This is a genomic window from Fluviicola taffensis DSM 16823 (assembly GCF_943372375.1).
GTDB classification, from domain to species: domain Bacteria; phylum Bacteroidota; class Bacteroidia; order Flavobacteriales_D; family Crocinitomicaceae; genus Fluviicola; species Fluviicola taffensis_A.
Map to the genome: position 1 here is coordinate 352202 of NZ_CALRYJ010000003.1, position 21143 is coordinate 373344.

Annotated in this window: 10 protein-coding genes; all 10 read right to left on the reverse strand. The window is 40.5% G+C overall.

Annotation, left to right across the window (positions count from 1 at the left end):
- Nucleotides 1-33 precede the first annotated feature (33 nt).
- Nucleotides 34-1578, reverse strand: a complete 1545-nt coding sequence (locus tag AAG807_RS07345) for a YceI family protein (RefSeq protein WP_341901987.1) — start codon at nucleotides 1576-1578, stop codon at nucleotides 34-36.
- A 143-nt stretch (nucleotides 1579-1721) separates the two neighbouring features.
- A complete protein-coding gene (locus AAG807_RS07350; RefSeq protein WP_341901988.1) occupies nucleotides 1722-2465 on the reverse strand; it encodes a CpsB/CapC family capsule biosynthesis tyrosine phosphatase in 744 nt (247 codons plus the stop codon).
- A 1-nt stretch (nucleotide 2466) separates the two neighbouring features.
- The gene (gene rfbB / locus AAG807_RS07355) at nucleotides 2467-3525 is read right to left on the reverse strand and encodes a dTDP-glucose 4,6-dehydratase (RefSeq protein WP_341901989.1); all 1059 of its coding nucleotides are present in this window, start codon (nucleotides 3523-3525) and stop codon (nucleotides 2467-2469) included.
- A gap of 173 nt (nucleotides 3526-3698) precedes the next feature.
- The gene (locus AAG807_RS07360; RefSeq protein ID WP_341901990.1) at nucleotides 3699-5879 is read right to left on the reverse strand and encodes a gliding motility-associated C-terminal domain-containing protein; all 2181 of its coding nucleotides are present in this window, start codon (nucleotides 5877-5879) and stop codon (nucleotides 3699-3701) included.
- A 69-nt stretch (nucleotides 5880-5948) separates the two neighbouring features.
- Nucleotides 5949-9020 carry a T9SS type A sorting domain-containing protein gene (locus AAG807_RS07365; protein WP_341901991.1) on the reverse strand — a complete coding sequence of 1024 codons (3072 nt, stop codon included), beginning with the start codon at nucleotides 9018-9020 and terminating at the stop codon, nucleotides 5949-5951.
- A gap of 432 nt (nucleotides 9021-9452) precedes the next feature.
- Nucleotides 9453-12524 carry a T9SS type A sorting domain-containing protein gene (locus tag AAG807_RS07370; RefSeq protein WP_341901993.1) on the reverse strand — a complete coding sequence of 1024 codons (3072 nt, stop codon included), beginning with the start codon at nucleotides 12522-12524 and terminating at the stop codon, nucleotides 9453-9455.
- A 138-nt stretch (nucleotides 12525-12662) separates the two neighbouring features.
- A complete protein-coding gene (locus tag AAG807_RS07375; RefSeq protein WP_341901994.1) occupies nucleotides 12663-14246 on the reverse strand; it encodes a hypothetical protein in 1584 nt (527 codons plus the stop codon).
- 109 nt (nucleotides 14247-14355) lie between these two features.
- Entirely contained in the window at nucleotides 14356-17871 is a 3516-nt protein-coding gene (locus AAG807_RS07380; RefSeq protein ID WP_341901996.1) for a PKD domain-containing protein, read from the reverse strand.
- A gap of 272 nt (nucleotides 17872-18143) precedes the next feature.
- A complete protein-coding gene (locus tag AAG807_RS07385; RefSeq protein ID WP_341901997.1) occupies nucleotides 18144-19445 on the reverse strand; it encodes a nucleotide sugar dehydrogenase in 1302 nt (433 codons plus the stop codon).
- On the reverse strand, nucleotides 19423-20463 hold the full coding sequence (locus AAG807_RS07390; RefSeq protein WP_341901998.1) for a Gfo/Idh/MocA family oxidoreductase: 1041 nt from the start codon (nucleotides 20461-20463) through the stop codon (nucleotides 19423-19425). Before AAG807_RS07390 ends, AAG807_RS07385 begins: the two co-directional genes overlap by 23 nt.
- Nucleotides 20464-21143 lie beyond the last annotated feature (680 nt).

Here is a 21143-nt window from a genome sequence, read left to right on the forward strand (position 1 = left end):
TCTTTACTCCTTCAGATAAGTGCCTAAAATCTATTATCGGGCTACTGCCACTTCAAAAGTCACGTCGACCAAATCTCCAATTTTAGAATCGGAGGTCATCTGATGTTTTGTTCGATCCACTGCAGTTTTACCCACAAAAACAAGGACCTCGTCTCCATCTTTTTCCAGTTTTGATACAAACCGCAACTGAATGGTCACTTCTTCCTTCATTCCCACAAATTCCAAATCGCCTGTTATCTTGTAATCCTCCCCTACTTTTTCGATGTTCTTGGAGTGGAAGGTGATTTTCGGATACTTCCCGGATTCAATGAATTCATCCCCTAATACCGATTCGTCGCGGATGTCATTAAATGTAGTCAGACTTCCACTTTTCATTTCCACATCCAGGCTTTTCAAAATAGCCGATTTATCCAATTGCAGATCAACCTTGAAATCCTTGATTGCTCCCGCGGTTCGACTGGCAACAGGACCGACTTCAAATTCCAGTTTCGAGTTTTCAGCTACACTTTTCCAGGCTCCTGCATCTCCATCGGAAAGCGCTATTGCCGGGATAGCCATCACATCCTCTTTTTCAGCTATTTGATTTGATTCGGTATCTGAATCTGCCAAAAGTGTTTCGACTTTTAATTTTTCAGGTTGGAGACAGTGATCTACCGGACCGGTAAATCCAATTAAAATAAGTGGTAGCAACATTCCCTGGAACGGTTTTTCCGAATCAGGCTGCTCAATTAAAGCAAGTGCCAGTGACGAACCGATAATTGCTCCCAATAAGGTCGGTGTTCCACCAAAATTTTCATTGGCCAATCCAAAACTCACCAGCACTCCGATGATCAGCAAAGGAATAAACAAACTTAAAAAGACCCGTGCCTTTTCGCTTTTAATCGATTTACAAGCCCAAAGAGAACCCAAACCTGCCAATATTCCCATCCACAGGTTTCCTTTCAGTAAGGAATCCGAAACGCCATCCAATGCGTTCAAGGAATAGAAAAGCCAGGCAACGGCGAAAAGTAAAATTCCGAGTTGCAATCCATTGTTCGATCGCAAGCCTAAATTAGCTGCAAAAAATCCGGTAGCTAACAGGATCACTCCAAAAGTGGAAACTACAAATGACGCTGCAAAAACAAAGATTCCCAGGTAAACGAGCGAAACTGCCGTACTGAATTCGGCCTTATCCGCTCCAAACCACCGAACAGCAAACCAATCCTTTATTTTCGCAAAAAGCGGAATAATTGAGCCAATTATTGCGAATAAAGCCACTTCCATGGTCCAATCTACCTCAAATCCCTGATAATTCGCCTTTGCTCCAATCGGAATAAGTGCCAAAAACCCGACAAAATAAGGTGCTGCCATCCGGATCTTTTCAGGAAGAAACGAAATCAGATACCCAAGGGCAATGATTCCAATCAGGGTAAAGCAAATTAGTTCCAGCGACGGGTCTTGCTCAAATCCATTAGTCAAGGCAATGATCAGACAGATGATTGCGATGCTTAATGAAGTTTTAAAAAGAAATGCTGAATTCGTTAAAAAGGCGGTTATAATTGCGATAATTCCTACGCCCAATCCAAGATAATTTTCCATAGTGGTGTTTTTTACAAGTAGTAACTATTTCTATTGGAATCAATCCCGTCCGCCACAGCGGATCAGGAACAAGTGAAAAATTAATTTAAAAAAACGAACTTTCCAAAGAAATTTTAACAAATAACCAAATGGAAATCTGACTCTTAGAGAAACAAGCTGTTCTTGACCTGTAATTCGAGTATTTGATGAAAAAGTGGTTCTTTCAACGACCTCTCGATTGATTCAAGATGTTGGATCCGGTGGCAATCACTTCCTAAAATATCGATCAATCCGGCTTTCAGAAGTCGTATTGCCTGAGTTTTCACCTCCGGACCATAATGTCCCGTAAAAGAATTCAGATTCACCTGGATGAAACAGCCCCGTTCCCGAAGGGATTTCGCAACTTCAATGGAGGAATGAAAATAAATGTACCGCTCAAAATGAGCTAAAATAGGTTGATATCCAGCAGATTGTAATTGAAAAACCAATTCTTCCACCTGAGAAGGTTGATTTCTGAAAGAAAACTCGAACAGGAGGTGATTTCCATGAAATGGCAATAAGTCTTTGTTTCGAATTCGCTCAAACAGCGTTTCGTCAAAATAGTATTCTCCGGAAGCTTCGAGAACCAATTTCAATCCCAAATCGCGGCTGACTGCTCTCACTTCCTCCAATTTATTCAAAATGATCTCGGAAGTATTGTCATAAACTCCGGACATGATATGAGGGGTTAGGATCAATTTTTGGTATCCCAATTCTTCAAACTTCCGAAGCATTCCGATCGTGTGGTCCATTGTCGGAGCTCCGTCATCAATTCCCGGAAGCAAATGACTGTGAATATCAACCAGGAGTTTCCCGCCCAGATCGGCAGCTTCCTTTTTTTGTCGATTAAACACATTTAGAAGTCCCATTTTAACGCTTATTATACATGTTCTTGTAATAATCCTGATATGCTCCTGAGGTTACCTCTTTCACCCAATCCTGATTTTCAATGTACCAACGCACCGTATTTCGAAGACCTTCTTCAAAGGTAATACTTGGTTTCCAACCCAACTCATCAAAGAGCTTGGTAGCATCGATCGCATAACGCAAATCATGTCCGGCGCGATCTTTCACATAAGTGATCAATTCGGCACTTTCACCTTCCTTACGTCCCAATTCCTGATCCATAATGAAGCAGAGTTCGTGAATCAGGTCAATGTTTCTCCACTCATTCCAACCACCGATATTGTAATTACAACCGACTGCGCCCTGATGAAAAATGACATCTATTGCCCGCGCGTGATCTTCCACCCACAACCAATCCCTCACATTGATCCCTTCACCGTAAACAGGCAATGGTTTCTTGTTCAGAATGTTGTTGATCATCAATGGAATCAATTTTTCCGGATGGTGATTGCTTCCGTAATTATTGGAACAATTGGATCTTTTCACCGGGAATCCGTAAGTATGATAATAAGCTGAAACAAAGTGGTCTGAAGCAGCTTTTGAAGCAGAATAAGGGCTTCTCGGATCATAAGGAGTAGTTTCTGTGAAAAACCCTTCCAGACCAAGCGATCCGAAAACCTCATCGGTTGAAACATGGTAAAACACATGTCCTTCCAATGTATCCCAATAAGCTCTTGCCTGATTCATCAGATTCACTGTTCCGACGACATTGGTATGCACAAATTCCATTGGTCCTTCAATGGATCTGTCTACATGAGATTCAGCTGCTAAATGAATGACATCTGTAATCTGATGTTTTTCGAATGCGTCTTTCACATCTTGTTCAGAAGTAATATCTCCCTTGAAAAAAGTGTGATTTTTTGAATCCATCACCTCTTTCAAATTGGAGAGATTTCCGGCATATGTGAGCGAATCAAACGTTACTATATGATAGGATGGGTATTTGTTCACCAAAAGGCGCACCAAATGCGATCCAATGAATCCTGCTCCACCTGTTACCAGTATTTGTTTCTGTGTTGTCATACAAGAGTAAAATTAATGAATATTAAATTACCCGTTCTGATTTTGCAGCTCAATTTGGAAGCTCCATCTGAAAGAAATGGAAACGATCCCGTGAAAACAAATTTCACATCAACTCCATTCCTAAGATTTGCCTGATCCCTATGATGCTTTTTAAAGCTAAAATTCCATTTTGATCATCTGAATAATTGAACGAATCCTTGTTGTTTTAATTCTTCTCCGGAACCGGTTTTGGCAACAACGTTGTAAAAATAAACTCCTTCCGGAACCGCATTTCCATTTCGATCTTTTCCATCCCATTTGAAATCGGGTTTGTCGTATTCTTGGATTACATTTCCCCAACGATTGGTGATCACTATATTCAAAGAAGCAAGACCTGAATAAGAAATCAAAGAGAAATAATCATTCTTTTGATCATTATTTGGTGTGAAAATATTGGGAACTTCCATCGAACATGCAAGTGACATATCTACAAAGAATGAATCCACTTCTGAGACACAATTTCCATTTTGAGCATAAACGTAATAAGTCATTGATCCATTGGAAACAAGTGTATTGGTATTCCCTGAAAAATTACCCGGCATCCATACAAAAGAACTATTCGGCAAATCAGAGCTTACTGTTGCAACAATCGGATCTCCCGGACAAACCAGAAAATCGGCAGGAACGGTAATCTCCGGGTTCGGCAGCACACCTGTCAGAACCGAATCTTTTCCCGCAGGACAGTTGAAAAAAGAACCTTCCAAATAAATCCAACCCACGTTTGAATTGTCCACAATCATAGATTGACCAGTGCTTCCGGAAGGTGACCAAACGTAAGTCAATCCCTGAATAATTGGTGTTGCGCTAAGAATTGTTGAAGATCCATCGCAAAAGTCGGGAGTTCCGGATATGGAAACAGACAAAACCGGAATGACTAAAACAGAAGCAGACTTGGTATCGGTGCAACCGTTCGGAGAAGTGCCAACCACCGTATAAGTAGTTGTGATCGCAGGAGAAATCACTCGAATCGCTTGCGTATTTCCGTCATTCCAAAGAAAATTGGTTCCGTTAACTGAAGAGGATGCTATTAACTGAACCGGACTTCCTACGCAAATCGTATCATCTGACAGTTGCAATGTTACCACCGGCTTTGGTTTGACAATTGCAGCTGACGAAACAATATTCGAAACACAACCATTTGCATCTGTTCCGATAACCGAATAAATAGTTGATGCAGATGGTGTGACAGAAATTGAACTACCGGTAAGATTCCCCGGAGTCCACACATAAGTCATCCCGTTTCCGGAAGAAGATGCTGTAAAAACCGCTGCTTCTCCGTTACAAATGGTATCGTTAGCTGAAACACTGATTACGGGAGGCGGTAAAAAAGTTACCGTAAATGAAACCTCATCCGAACAACCGGTAGTTCCATCATAAGCATATAAGGTTTGAGAAGTATTGACACTCGTACCCGGATTTAAAACGGTTCCTGTTCCACCCGGTCCGGTATAATATTTTTGATTTCCACTCATGGAAGTACCAGTTATTGCAGGCAAAATATAAGAAGAGCACGTAATCACATTTGCAATTGGATTTAATGTTGGAGTTTGAATAAACGCCACATTTAGATTTGCTACTGAATCAGCACATCCCGGTGCTCCATCAATAGTATAAGTATAGAGTCCATTTGTATTCACCCCTGAAGTAAAGGTTCCCAAATGGTTATTGGTCAAAGTTGAGGGTCCGCTCCAAACTCCTGAAGAAGACAACACGGGGCTCCCGATTGAATTATACAAATTCAATGAAGGTGTTGAAAGGCATTCTGTTACTGCATAGTTATGCGGAGTCGGGTTACATTGAAATAATCTCAGATCATCAAATCCAACATCATTTCCTCCTGTTCCGGCTGTGTTGGTGACAATTTCAAAGGTTAAAGTAGTGGTGGTTGCTCCAAAAGATACCATCGTAATATCATTCCAAGTGCTTCCGTTAATGACATTCTGACTAACCAAGGTAACTCCATTGGCATCTTTCACTGAAATAGTTAGGTTATTGGTGCTTGTAAATGCATCACGTGTAGAAAAGCTGAAACGGTAATTCTGCCCAACACACATGTTTTGAAAAGGTTGTGAATAAAGTTGACCGATGTAACCATCCACAATGTTCATATACATTCCATAAGAACCTGTCCGGATACATCCTGCCCATTGTTGGGGTGTATTTTGATACGTCGTTCCCGGCAATAAGTATGGAATGGTAGTCGTGTACTCATAGGATTCATAATAAATCTGAGTCCAGTTGCATTGAGCCTGAGTTATGAAATAGTTGGAAATAAAAGTCAGGAAAAGAGAGAAACGAATCAGTATTTTCATCATATCGGAGATTAAATGGAGATAAAAAATGCGGGTAAGATTTCACTTACCCGCATTTATACTAAATCATTGTTATTGAATCACTAATTTAATAGTGCTTGTTTTTTCATCATTTTGAACACGAACAAAATAAACCCCCGGGTTCCAATTTTGCACGGATAGTTCTGTTTGAGCATCCAATTTCGCAATCGTTGTAACCAATGAACCGGTTGCTGAATAAACCGTTGCTGAAGCATCCATTGATTGAGGGATAACAATTGTCAAGTTATCTGATGCCGGATTCGGGAAAACACTTAATCCTTCGATTCCTTGCTCTTCAATTCCTGCAGTACTTGTCACTACAATAGTCGTAACCACTGTTTCCGTTCCACACTCATTCGTTAACGTAACGGACACTTGTCTCGGACCAGCTGTCAAATACGTATGAGAAACTGTTCCAGGAGCATTTGAAAGTGTTGATCCATCTCCGAAATCCCATGAATATTCATCTGCGTTTTGCGGATTCAGGATTGTAAATGTATACGTCGGCATGTTGTTCACAACAAAGATCGAAGAAGCTGTCGGGTCACCCAATACATCCACATTAATAGAACCTACTCCAACACATCCATCTGCATTGATAACGTTCACCACATAATGACCAGCTTGCATTACTTCATGTGTTTGCGTAGTAACTTGAGAATTACTCCAAACATAAGAAGCTCCTGCATTACCAGCATCTAAAATCAATGATTCCCCTTCACAAATGGTTGTATCATTTCCAAGTTCCACTAGTGGATTCAGGTTTTCAATTTCAATTGTTTCCACTTTCTTAGCACAAGATGTCGAACCATTCGTACTGATCCACACATCGTATGTTCCCGGTTGAATATTCGTGAATGTACTCGTTCCAACCCAAGTTGCAGGAGCAACATTTTCATCTGTTAATGCAAATTGCAATGATGGTGCAGTGATTACCAAATCAGAAACCGCTTGTCTCATAGCGTCACCACCGGTAGCTGCTCCGAATACATGTTTCCATCCGGTTGTACTTGCGTTCATATATGCTGCCGGCATTTGGATATTCTCGAACACCGTTGTTCCGTCAAGCGTTAAACTTGCTTTTCCGGAAGTATTGATTGTAAGTACAACCTGCACATCTTGCTTGATCTTCCACAAACTTGAATTGTTATTGTATACTAATGTTGTTGCATTTCCAGGCGCCATAGTACCACTTGCAAAACCATAAGTCAAGTAAATTCCTGTAACATTCGGGCTATTGTCAGCTGCATCAAAAGACAATCTTAGTTTGGAACCTGTTCCATTCGGATTACCTGTTGCTGCAACATCATCACCAAAAGAATAAGAAATTCCATCAGCACCACCTGTTCCGTAAGTATTGATCGGTTGATCTGCCGTCATTTTAAATGAAACGGTCATTGCATTGTTCAATCCTGTATGGAAAGCCGGATCATTAATCGTAACCGATCCATTACTTCCGGTTGCTGAAGGAGTTAAAACTGCTCTTCCTCCTGTGATTGCAGCACTTCCATTAAAAGTAAGGTTTGTAATATCGGTTGTAGCATTCGCTAATGGATTGGTATAAACCGTTTCCGTAGTTGTTTGTCCAAAGATTGAGTTCAAAGAAACTGTTCCACCTAAATTATTACAGTCATATCCTACAATAGTTGCAGTAGCGCCGAAACCAACAACTACATTCAGAGGCAATGAGTCAACCTCATCTGTACAACCATTACTTCTTACCTGGTAATAAATCGTATACACGCTATCAGCAGCAGGGATGAAATTCAAAGTACTGGATGAATTCCATGTTTGTAATTCAACACCGTCATTATCTAAAAATCGGTATTCCCAGGTTGAACCTCCGTTAATCAAAGCAGGTGTTACAGTTGTAGTAATAGCAACCGGTGAACCAGGTGCACATATCTGGTTAGGAGTATATGTTGCCGCACGGGTTACCATGGACAAAGGAGCTACACTTGCAGTGGCAGTTGAAGTACAACCAAAAGAATTTGTTCCTGTGACCGTATATGTTGTCGGAGTTGTAGGATTCGCAGCTACTGTATCATTATTTGCAACGTTTAATCCGGTAATCGGTAACCAAGCGAAAGTTGTTGTAGAACTTGTGTCTGCGGCAATCAGTTGTACGTTATCTCCTGCACAATATGCTACACTTGCAGTATTTACAGTTACAACCGGATTTGGATTTACTACCACGGAAATTTCATCTGAGATATCCTGCGCTGCGGAATTTGAACATGTTACAATTGCTCTAACATTTACAGTAGTTGTTGGAGTTACAGAAAAATTGGTTGTATCTGAACCCGGATAACTTTGCCATCCTGAACCATCGTTGTATTGCCATTCAAAATCGAAACCTGAATTAAAGGTTAATCCTGCCAGACCGAAATGAACTGCTTGTCCGGGACAAATTGATCCATCGTCAACAGTTGCAGTTGTGTGAGCCGGAGTTCCACTACATGGAGCAATCGCTGTCCATTCAAATTGAATGTTCGGAGCCCATGTACCACGGGAAGACGCCGTTGGCGGTGCCGCCGGATTCGGATTTGTGGTGTTATTACTGTAATAAATCGTTCTGTTATCAGAGCCATAACCGGTATACCTCCAAAATGAAGTAGATCCGCTTCCTGCCTGATTTTCATCAACTCCAACAACAATGTTATCTATCCCATTCCAGTTAAAGGGTGTTGTCAGTATAATTTCCATCCAGTTACCTGCTCCCGGAAAAGTTACCGTCCCGGAAAAACAGGTCGTTAAACCGGTTGCAGAAATCCAATCTGTTGTAGAATTAAAGTTTACTTTGTTTGTATGCCCAAGGTACACTGTCCACCCTGCTGAATTAGCATTTGGTGTACCTGAACCTAAATAATACCGAATCTTTGAAATTGTACCTGCACCGGTTCCTCCTGCAGCAATGATATCGGAGGCTTTATAAATACATTGCGAGTAATGAAATGCATTAGCAGCATTGATCGGAGCATTGTTAGTAGTCGTTGTTGCTGTACCAACCGTAACTGTGGTTTGAGCAGCAGAAAACAAGGAAGTCAATGTTAAGGCAAATACACCTGTATATTTGCTAAACAAAACCCTTTTTCGCATTTTGTTAAAAATAAGTTTAGTCATAAGTTTAATTTTATGGCTAACTTATGGAATTAGCGCATTTTCCTTCTAAAAAATAAGGAGACAAACAAGAGACAATTGATTGATTTCGAATTTATTCGTGAAACAGCCTAAAACCCAGATAAACAGGCGTATTCAATCAAAAAAACTGTGCGAATTTGACTTCAAAAAACCCCTTTCGACTTCTCAAAGCAAACTAGAATTTCCACCGTTGACTTATTTGCTTGCAAAAACTTAGAAATGACTCACCAATTCGTTGAACGGAAATCAAATTTAGAACATTAGATCCTGTTTTCATGAGGGGAATTGAGAGATCACTTCAACCCAATAAAAAAGGGTGAATCCGTCAACTGACGAACCACCCTTTAAACTGAGATTATACCTAAAAAACTACCGGACAAATTACAACCCGGCAATTGCGTTTAATCTGTTTGATTATTCTACTACCAACTTGATAATACTTGTTTTTTCTTCACTTTGAATATGCAAGAAATAAACTCCCGGTGTAAAGTCACCAACAGATACTTCCGTTTTCGCCGTGAAGCTGTCAATTGTTTTTACCAATGATCCTGTTGTATTGAATACAGAACCTGTAGCTTGTGTAGCACTTGCCAATTCAACTGTTACAAACTCATTTGCAGGATTCGGATATACATTCAATCCTTCAATCGCGTTTGTTGCAATTCCTGCAGTACTTGTCACTACAATTGTCGTAACCACTGTTTCCGTTCCACACTCATTCGTTAACGTAACGGACACTTGTCTCGGACCAGCTGTCAAATACGTGTGAGAAACTGTTCCAGGAGCATTTGAAAGTGTTGATCCATCACCAAAATCCCATGAATATTCATCTGCGTTTTGTGGATTCAGGATTGTAAACGTATACGTCGGCATGTTGTTCACAACAAAGATCGAAGAAGCTGTCGGATCACCCAATACATCCACATTAATAGAACCTACTCCAAAACATCCGTTTGCAGCAGTTACATTCACAACATAAGAACCGGCATCAGCCACAGTCAATGTTTGAGTTGTAACCTGAGAATTACTCCAAACATAAGAAGCTCCTGCATTACCAGCATCCAAGATCAATGATTCACCTTCACAGATGGTTGTATCGTTTCCAAGTAGCACTAGTGGATTTGTATTTACGATCTCAACCGTTTCGATCTTCTTAGCACATGCTGTAGATCCGTTGCTACTGATCCAAACATCGTATGTTCCCGGTTGAACGTTTGTAAATGTATTTGTTCCAACCCAAGTTGTTGGTGCAACATTTTCATCTGTTAATGCAAAATCCAATGAAGGAGCTGTAATTACAACCGTTGAAATTGCTTGTCTCATTGCATCACCACCGGTAGCAGCACCGAATACATGCTTCCATCCTGTTGTGTTTGCGTTTAAGTATGCTGCCGGCATTTGAATATTCTCGAATACCGTTGTTCCGTCAAGTGTTAAACTTGCTTTTCCGAAAGTATTGATTGTAAATACAACCTGCACATCTTGCTTGATCTTCCACAAACTTGAATTGTTATTGTATACTAATGTTGTTGCATTTCCAGGTGCCATAGTACCACTTGCAAAACCGTAAGTCAGGTAAATTCCTGTAACATTCGGGCTATTGTCAGCTGCATCAAAAGACAATCTTAGTTTGGAACCTGTTCCATTCGGATTACCTGTTGCTGTAACATCATCACCAAAAGAATAAGAAATTCCGTCAGCACCACCTGTTCCGTAAGTATTGATCGGTTGATCTGCAGTCATTTTAAATGAAAGAGTCATTGCATTGTTCAATCCTGTATGGAAAGCCGGATCATTAATCGTAACCGATCCATTACTTCCAGTTGCAGAAGGAGTCAAAACTGCTCTACCAGCTGTAATTGCAGCACTTCCACTTAAAGTAACAACAGAAGGAGTAACATCCGTTAAAGTTGCAAATGGGTTCGTGTAAACTGTTTCTGTAGTTGCTTGTCCAAAGATTGAGTTCAAAGTAACTGTACCTCCCAAATTGATACAATCGTAATCAATAACAGCTACATCTGCTCCAAATCCTACAGTGATGGATGTTGAGATTGAGTCAATCGCATCCGGACAAGTAGTTGATCTGAAATCAGTATAAACTTTATAAACACTATCAGCTGTTGGTATAAAAGTATACGTGTTTGTTGTATTCCAATCTTGTAAAATGGAACCATTAGAAGCAATAAAACGGTATTCGTAAGCACCACCTCCAAAAATAGTTGCAGGTGAAGCATTAGCCGATACGGTAACCGGTGTTCCCGGAGTACAAAGTGCCGTCGGAGTATAAGCTGCCGTTTTTTGAATTTTAGAAACCGGAGTAACCAGTACGGTTGTTGTGTCTTTACACCCCATTAAATCCGTACCGATCACCGAATAAGTTGTTGAATTTGTTGGGTTTGCAATAACAGTATCGTTGTTCGCGACATTCAATCCAGTTGCCGGAGTCCATGCATAAGTACTTGCACCACTTACCGTAACCGTTGCCGGAGTTCCCGAACAATATGCCAAAGCCGTAGCACTAGAAGTAATTGTTGGAGCAGTATTTACAACAACTGATGCTTCTTCAGATGTATCTGCAGCACTTGTTGCAATACACGTTGTAATTGCTCTTACGTTTACTGTAGTTGCCGGCACTGTAGCAAGTGTCGCTGAAGTTCCCGTAGGATAATTTACCCAACCGGATCCATCATTGTATTGCCACTGGAAACTTAAACCAGTAACGAATGGAGTTCCTGTTAAGCTGAAATTAACCGGCGTTGGTGAATTTGAACATACCGTAGAAACAGAAGCCACTGCTGTTGCGTGTGTAGGAGTACCAGCGCAAGCAGGTGCTAACTCATGTACAATTTGAATCTGCGGAACCACAGAATTTGTTCCCGTTGCACTCGGAGGAGAAGCAGGATCAGGATTCGTTGAATCGTTTCTGAAATAAATAGAACGGTTTCCTGAAGTTGATTGAGATCTCCAATATCCGTCGGATGCCGAATAACCACCTTGATTCTCATCTACTCCAATGACGATATTACTAAGTCCGTTCCATTGGAATGGAGTAGTTAAAGTAAGCTCCATCCAGTTTCCTGCTGCCGGAAACGTAACAGTTCCTGTAAAAACCTGACTCAAATTAGCCAAAGGAACCCAATTCGTATTGGAAGTAAAACTTGTTTGGTTTGTACTCCCCATGTAAATAGTCCAGTTATCCGAATTGGTAACTGATCCGGAAGCATAATAAAAGCGAATCTTTGTGATATTATTCAATTGCCCCTGAACACTCGGATCCATTTCGGATGCCAAATAAATCTGCTGGGAATAAGAATATCCGTAGTAGGAAGTAATCGGAAAATTTGAACTGGTATTTGTTCCGGTTGCAATGGAAGTTGTAAATGTTTGACCAAAAGTCAGCATGGAACCCATCGACATCATCAATCCCAATGCGAGATTTTTTGCGGTCTTTCGATTCCGGATTTTTAAGGTTGTAAGTTTCTTCATAAAATGATGATAAGTTTAATTTTAAGCTAACTTATGAAGAACGGTTTGTTTTTACTAAATGATTAGTGAGACAAAATAGGGACAATGAGTATTCTGTGAAATGCTTAACGCAGAAGTTTTCAAGCACGATAAATTACACTAAATTGCTTTGATAAAGCGGGTTAAATCATCCAAAGACTCGATATTTAACTTTTTTCTTAGACGCAAGTTTGTCTTCCGGACAGAATCCGGAGAGATTGCCAAGGTTCTCGCCATCTCCAAATTCGACAAATTCAATTTAATCAGCGCTGCCAGACGAATTTCAGCAGAAGTAATTTCCGGAAATTTTTCATGGAAGAAATCAAAGAAGCCGGGATTCAACTTTTCAAATAGCCTTTTAAATTCGATCCAGTCATTCTCCGTTAGAAGAGAAAATGATTGCAAATCATTCAACATCGCTTCCTTCTCTGAGTCTGTTTTTGAATGTTGTGTCTTTTCAAAGGACTCTACTTGTTCTTGCAACTCAAAGATCACTTTATTCTTGTCAAACATGGTTGAAAGTAAAGCCCGCATTTCTCTTTCCGTAGCATGTAATTCAGCTTCCATTTTTTGAGCACGCAAGTTCAATAACTCTTTATCCTGCTTGCGTTTACGCTGAATTTGCTTAATGATAATGAAGCTGGTTAATCCTAAGATCAGACAAATAACAAAAAGCCCCAAAATAATCAGATCATCTTTCTGCTTCTTTTCTTTGTAAATGATATTTTCTCCCTGCTTCTTTTCAAACTCAATTTGGAATTCGGCATTCTGAATATTGAGAAACTGCCTTCTTTCGTCGTTTATTTCTTTGTAAGAAATGTATTTTCTGAAACAACGCAATGCATGTTCATACTGTCCCAACTTCTCATAGTATGAAATCTTAGTGCGATACAAAGCTCCCAACAATTGCGAATTGGTTTCACTAACCATCAAACTATCAAACACCTTCATTTTGATTGTCGCTTGTGCTAAGTGATTCTCCATTAAATCCAGTTCTATCAGTAATGCTAAAGCATTCACCTGACTGTTCTTTTGTTTGCTCTTTGTACTTGTCTGGTAATCAAATTCAATCAGTTTTCTTGCCTTTTCATTTTCCTTTTTTGATAAAGCCATGTATCCCAGATTCCCGGACAAAATACCCATCCAGGTTTCATTTTTTAATTTGACAGCCTGATTATAAGCTTTTCGAAGGTACCACTCGGAGGTTTGATTGTCGAATTTATCTCTGTAAATCAGACTAAGTGTATTGTATAGTTTAATCTTACTCTCTTCAGAAACGTGCGAATGATGCAAGGCAATTTTTAAGTGTTTTTCTGAAAGATCAAACCTTCTGAAGAAATAGTACACCTGACCTAATGTCTCGTGGAAAGAAGCCAAATAAGAATTTTGTGAAGTGTAAACATTTTTTTCCTCTCGCAGAGTAATGTATAAAAAGTAATACGCTTCGCGGTATTTTTGTCCTTCACATAATTGGGCTCCAATCTTAAAACACAGCTGAGGATACTCATTCGTTAAAGTAACTTTATCTTCTTTACAAAGCTTTTTTAAGAACCGATCCCATTCGGCATTACTTGAAAAATCTGATCCATCGTAACCTTCAAAAAGTTTCACATAAGAAACTTTTTGAAGCTCATGCTCTGAAATTATTTTTGCAAGACCTTCATCTGCGCTTAGTTTAGCTCCAAAAGAAAATGAAGTCAGCACGCAAGCAAAAAATAATAGGATTAAACTATAGGGGTTTTGTTTCAAAGTCTTTTTCTTCTAGGGGTAACAGTACAAATGTAAACTATTTCTTGTTTAGAGAAAAATGCTTTTACTTCATCAAATTTACATGCCCTGAAAACTCAAATTTTTCGTCATTGTCATCGTCCTTGAAACGAATCACCCAAGTGTACAATCCGACCTGAACCATGCTTCCTGCATAGGTTCCATCCCAACCAACCTGTATGTCTTTGGATTCGAATATCAATTCTCCCCAACGGTTGTAGATATAGAACTCATAAGTTGCCGGAGAAAATCCTGCCGTCATGATTGGAAAGAACACGTTGTTGTACTGATCCCCATCCGGAGTGAATGCATTTGGAACATAAAACAGCAACTGGTCTTTGACGATTACAATCCGGGAAGTCGTATCCCTGCACCCCTGATCTGAAATGACGATCAACTCTACCTTGTAATTACCTATCTGTCCGATTGGAAACTGATGAGTCGGGCTCACTTCCGTAGAACCTGTTCCGTCATCGAAATTCCAGACATTCTGGTCGTTGAACAAGGACGTGTTCTCAAAATTGGTAGTCGGATCAATCGAAAACACCTGCTGTGGATTGTAATTGAAACTGGCAACCGGCAAAGGATCTACGCAAATCATATCGGTAACTGTCTTAGTTGTCGTACACAAGTTATCTGCCGTGATGGTCAACGTGACATCAAAGCAATCAATGCCCGTATATTGATGATTCACAATCGAATTGTTGGAAGAAATGGTTCCATCTCCCAAATTCCATTCTACCACAGAACCGGGATTTGAGCTACTTTCATTGATAAACTGGACATCCAAGGGAAAACAACCTTTTATCACATCGGAGGAAAAGGCGATGATCGGATTTTCAGTAATCTGAATGCTCACATTCACCGTATCGTTCACACACATCGTATCCGCAGGTAACGCATAGGCAAAATCGTAGTTCCCATTGGGTAAAAGGGATAAATCAAGCACTCCTGTAGGAGCATCAAATTGATTGGTTGGAGTTGCAGATGTTTCGGTCCAATAAGGCGTGATCGTCTGAAAAACTCCGGTTGTGTATTGATCCAGATCAACTGTGGAACCGGAAGAATTACACAAATGAAGGCTGGTCGGGTTCACGGAAATCGGCTGACTGTTCACTTGAATCTGGAACCTACTCGTATCATTCAAACAAAACGTTCCCTGAACTACATACTCCAGTAAATTCGAGCCAATTGCCCCATTCACTGTCAACTGTCCGGCACTGGTCAAACTGGTCCCCAATCCGCCATTTACATCCGACCAGGTTCCTGCAGCAGTTGTTCCGGTGGAAAGTAAATTATTCAGATTGACAATTCCATTCGTTTCACACCAAACCGCCATACTATCATTTCCTGCGTGTTTCTGATTTTCTATCGAAATGGTAATTGCATCCACTGTCGTACAAAGTGCCGCATTTTTTACCGTTACCTGGTAAGTTCCTGCGTTGCTCACAGTCAAGGTCTGATTGGTTGAACCACCGGTCCACAAATAAGTACATCCCGGATTTTGAGCATCCAATACCAAAGTTGAACCTTCACAAAGTGTCGTATCCGGTCCCAGATTCACAACTGGAAAGGTACTATATGTAACAACAACCGTATCGTAAGAATAACAAATCGGTTTAAATGTAATGTCGTCTAAAACAAAGTCATTTCCTCCGGGATTGATATTTTGATTCGCAATACAGATCTGAGCAGAGCTGTTCAATCCTGAATTCCAAACCTGGAAATATTGCTGCCACGAACAACCAATTGTTGCTGTAGAGAATACCGGACCTAATAAATTTCCATTAATGGTAAACTGCAATTGAGCAACGTTTGTTTCATTCAAAGCATTGGAAACCCAAGACCCAAATTGATAATCCGTATTAGCTTGAACAGGTACATTTTGACACCACACATTTACTCCCGGTGTTCCTGATCCGTTTACAACCATCATTTGAGTTCCGGGTGCTGTTGTGTGATCCGTGCAAGGTGTAAAATTACTGTGAGCCAGAAATGGAGAAGTCGTAATGGCATAAGTTCCGGGGTTGGACACCAAGCCCCAAGTTCCTCCTGTTCCAACTGTATAAGCCGTTGTGAATCCCGTATTCCCTAATTCAAAATCACCATTAACGATTTGATTACTTCCAAGCTTTCCAACTTTTACACTGTATGTTCCGGCACTTGTAATAAATCTGGTTGGAGCTGTCGAATTATTGTTCCACTTGTAAGTATCATACGGACCGGAAGTTGCTGCATTCAACGTGATGCTTTGTCCTGTGCACAAAGTCGTATCTGGCCCCAGATTCACTGATGGAATATTCCCTATCGTAATTGTAAAGTTGGATGCATCGTTTGCACATCCTCCGGATCCAGTTGCCGTATATGTGAAAGTATATGTTCCCGGATTTAATCCATTCGTGTTGAATACCGACGTACCAGCATTAAAGTTTCCGGAAGCAGGACTTGTTTCAGTCCAAACTCCGGTTGTGGAAGATCCGGCAGATAAAAAGGAGGACATGGTGATTACAGGACCCGTACCACAGTAGTATGCGCCGTTATCAAATCCGGCAGAAGGTGGCTGAGAGATCGTAACCGTGAACATTTCCTGATCGGAACAACCTGTAATCCCGCCATATGCATAAAGTGTTTGAGATGTTGTAATCGTTTGACCTGCATTGAACTGGGTTCCTGTTCCTCCTGGTCCGGAATAATATTTTTCATTCCCCGCAAGCGTTGAACCTGTAATTGCAGGTAATACGTACGATTGGCAAGCCTGCACATTCGCAATTGGGTTCAAGTTCGGTGTATTTACATAGGAAACGGTTACCTTTGCGCTTGAATCAGCACATCCCGCAACACCATCGATTGTGTATGTGTACAACCCATTTGTATTTGTTCCGGGCGTAAAGGTTCCTAAATACCCATTCGTCAATGCGGATGAGCCTGTCCAAACTCCGGTTTGAGATAAATTCGCAGAAAACAACGAATACAAATTAATTCCACCCGAACCCACACATGCAGTATGATTAAATACCAATGGAATTGGTTGGCATTGTGATAATCTTAAATCATCAAATCCAATATCATTTCCTGCACCTCCCGGAATATTTGTGATAATCTCAAATGAAATGGTCGTAGTCGGAGCTGTAAAGGCAATCATAGTAATATCGTTCCAAGTAGATCCGCTAAGAACAAATTGGGTTAAAATAATAGCTCCTGAAGCATTCTTAACAATAATAGTCAGATTATTATTTCCCGACCAAGCATCACGAGTAGAGAAAGAAAAGCGGTAAGATTGTCCTACACAAAGATTATTGAACGGTTGGTTATAAATCAATCCGGCAAAACCATCAACGATGTTCAGGTACATACCCTGAGAACCCGTTCGAATACAACCCGGATAGGTCTGCGGTGTATCCTGATACGTCGATCCCGGAATAATATATGGAATAACGGTCGTGTATTCGAAAGAGTCATAAAAAACAGAAGTCCAATTGCATTGGGAAAAACCCGTGAAACTAATTCCCACGCTCATGAAGACCCACAGCTTGATTGATTTGGAGAGACCTTTGAATATCATTGTTCTGTACTTTTAAAATGATAAACTCCAAAAGTAGATGAACGTTGCTTTATATTGTTGGGACAAAAGCGGGACAAAATGAAAAAAAACGGACAAGCCGTTTTTTATTTAACAAAATAATGTCCTATTATCTCATTTCTAAACCCTTATTTCAATTAAGAGTTTATCATTTGTTATTATCTTATTTAAGATCGTTCAAAAGTTACGAAGGTTCGATTCAATTGAAAAAGCGTTTAAATGCAATTTTGAACCTTTTTGAACATTTGAACCAACTACAAACTCCAGTATTCCAAGTCCTTGATTTTTCCTTTATAGATTCCTTTGATGTCTACAAAAACTCCCTGATCATCTTTCATAAGGGATTTGAAATAAGTTTCATCCAGATTTTTGTAAGCTTTGTGATTTACAGCAACAATGATCGCATCGTAATTTTTTCCGATCTCAACCAATCCTACTCCGTACTCGTGTTCCATTTCTTCTGAAGAAGCATGTGGATCCACCAGGTCAACTTTCACCTGAAATGACTTCAATTCATTCACCACATCGATCACTTTGGAATTGCGGATATCCGAAACGTCTTCCTTGAAAGTTGCTCCCATTACCAAAACTTTTGCATCCTGGATGTGTTTTCCCTGAGCGATAATTTTCTTCGTGGTCTGTTTTCCGATATAGAAGCCCATGGAATCGTTCACGTAGCGTCCGCTATTGATGATCTTTGCATGATAACCCGCTTGCTGCGCTTTATGCGTCAAATAGTATGGGTCAACTCCGATACAGTGTCCTCCAACCAAACCTGGTGAAAAACGGAGAAAATTCCATTTTGTCCCGGCAGCTTCCAACACATCATAGGTATTGATTCCCAATCGATTGAAGATGATAGACAATTCATTGATCAATGCGATGTTCACGTCGCGTTGCGTATTTTCAATAATTTTTGCAGCTTCCGCCACTTTAATAGAAGCAGCGCGATGAACTCCCGCTCTTACTACCAATTCGTAGGTCTTTGCGATTTCCTCCAATGATTCCTCACAGCAGCCTGAAACAACTTTGATCACGTTTTGAAGCGTATGCTCCTTGTCTCCCGGATTGATTCGTTCCGGTGAATAACCGACTTTGAAATCATCTTTGAATTCCAATCCGGAGATATCTTCCAGAACCGGGATACAATCTTCTTCCGTACAACCGGGATAAACCGTTGATTCGAATACCACGTAATCACCTTTCTTCAGTACTTGTGCAACCGTTTTTGAAGCACCCAAAAGCGGACGCAAATCAGGTAAGTTTGCATCATCGATCGGTGTGGGAACTGCAATGATGTAGAACTGCACATCTTTCAAGTCCTCCAAATCTGCAGTGAACTGTATATCGCAGTTGTCAAAATCACTGGAATTCAATTCATTGCTAGGATCCTTCTTCGCACGCATCATATCCACGCGCGCCTGGTTGATGTCAAATCCGACAACCTTGATCTTTTTTGCAAATTCCAATGCAATCGGAAGACCGACATAACCCAAACCGATTACTGCCAGTTTAGCTTCTTTTGCTACTAATTTATTGTAAATTGAGTTGCTCATTTCTTACCTTATAAATGCGTTCAATAATTTCCACCACTTTCAACCCCTCCAAGGCATTTGTTGTTGCGGAAGTTCTTCCTTTGAGTGTATCTATTACATTCGTAATCACATAATGATGATTGGCTGCGGAACCTTTGTAAGCTCCGTAATCATTTCCGGGATTCGTAGGCGCCAGTTCCGGCATTTCGTAACCGGGAATATTGCATACTTCCACTTCATTCATATACTGACCACCGATTTTCACACTTCCGTTCCTACCAACGATAGTCATGGAGCTTTCCAGATTCTTATCAGCAACCGCCGTGGAATAATTGATGCTCCCCATTCCACCATTGACAAAATCAAAGCTTACAAATCCTGAATCTTCAAAATCCGTTGAATCTTTGTGTGTAAAATCAGCAAACTTTCCTTGAATATTGTCGATATCACCAAACAACCAATACATGATGTCTATGAAATGGGAAAACTGCGTGAACAAGGTTCCTCCATCCAGGTCTTTGGTTCCTTTCCAACCACCAGCCTTGTAATAACGCTCATCGCGATTCCAGTAGCAATTCAATTGAACCATGAAGATATCACCCAATAGTTTTCTTTCCACCAAATCCTTGATCCATTCACTTGGAGGTGAATACCGGTTTTGCATCACACAAAAAACGTGTTTGGATTGTTGCAGCGATTTAAAGATGACTTTTTCGCACTGATCCTTGGTCAAACCCATTGGTTTTTCAACCACCACATGCTTTTTGTTTTCCAATCCGATCAAAGCTTGGTCGGCATGCAATCCGTTCGGCGTACACACATTCAATACATCGAATTCAATACCTGAAGACAACAATTCATCCACTGTTTGGAAGAAAGGAACGTTGAAGTCTGTAGCCGCACATTCTTCTATCGAATGCACATCGATCATGGCAACCAACTCTGCTTCAGGATCTCTGCGAACCATTTCAGCATGTCTTTTCCCGATATGTCCGGATCCAAGAATGGCAAACTTTACTTTGTGATTTTCTGGTATCATACTGTTCGTGCTATATACTGATTGGTTCTATGAAAATTCAGAGACCAAAAGTAATGAAATTTGCTTGAAATAAAGATTCGCGAAGGAAATTCGGAGAGCGTACTATCCCAAAATGCACACGATCCCATTTTTTCCCGCTGATTACGCAGAAGGAAATGGGGTCGTGTTTGTAAGTATGATTCCAAATCTGAGTTGATGTAAATTAAATCTGCGCTCGTTCCGCTGCGGCGGAGTAGTCTGCGTAATACACGAGACATTAAAAGCACATCGTAAATTGTTTACGGAGCTGGGAACTACCTTTGCTAAGAATGAATGAAACAAGGGTGTTTGTTTTCAATTTCGGAAAATTAATTACTCATTTATGCGCAATAACTTGTTTTTTAACTACTTTCAGAATACGATTCGATGAAGAGCTGTAACAAAACCGGTTGGCAGCATTATTTGGTCATAAAAATGAATCACTAGGGATCCAACTATCTTAAACGGTATGGGCGAACCAACTCACTGAATCACATTCAGCGAAAAAATAAGACAAGGAAACGGCTGCCCGTAAGATGCGGTTTCCAAAGTTCCGATGGATTACAGGTCATCGGACACCAACTTCACTTGCGCAAGGGTGCCGAAAAATGCGCATGTGGGGGTATTTATTCAGAGTAGGCATTTTAAATTATTCACTATCA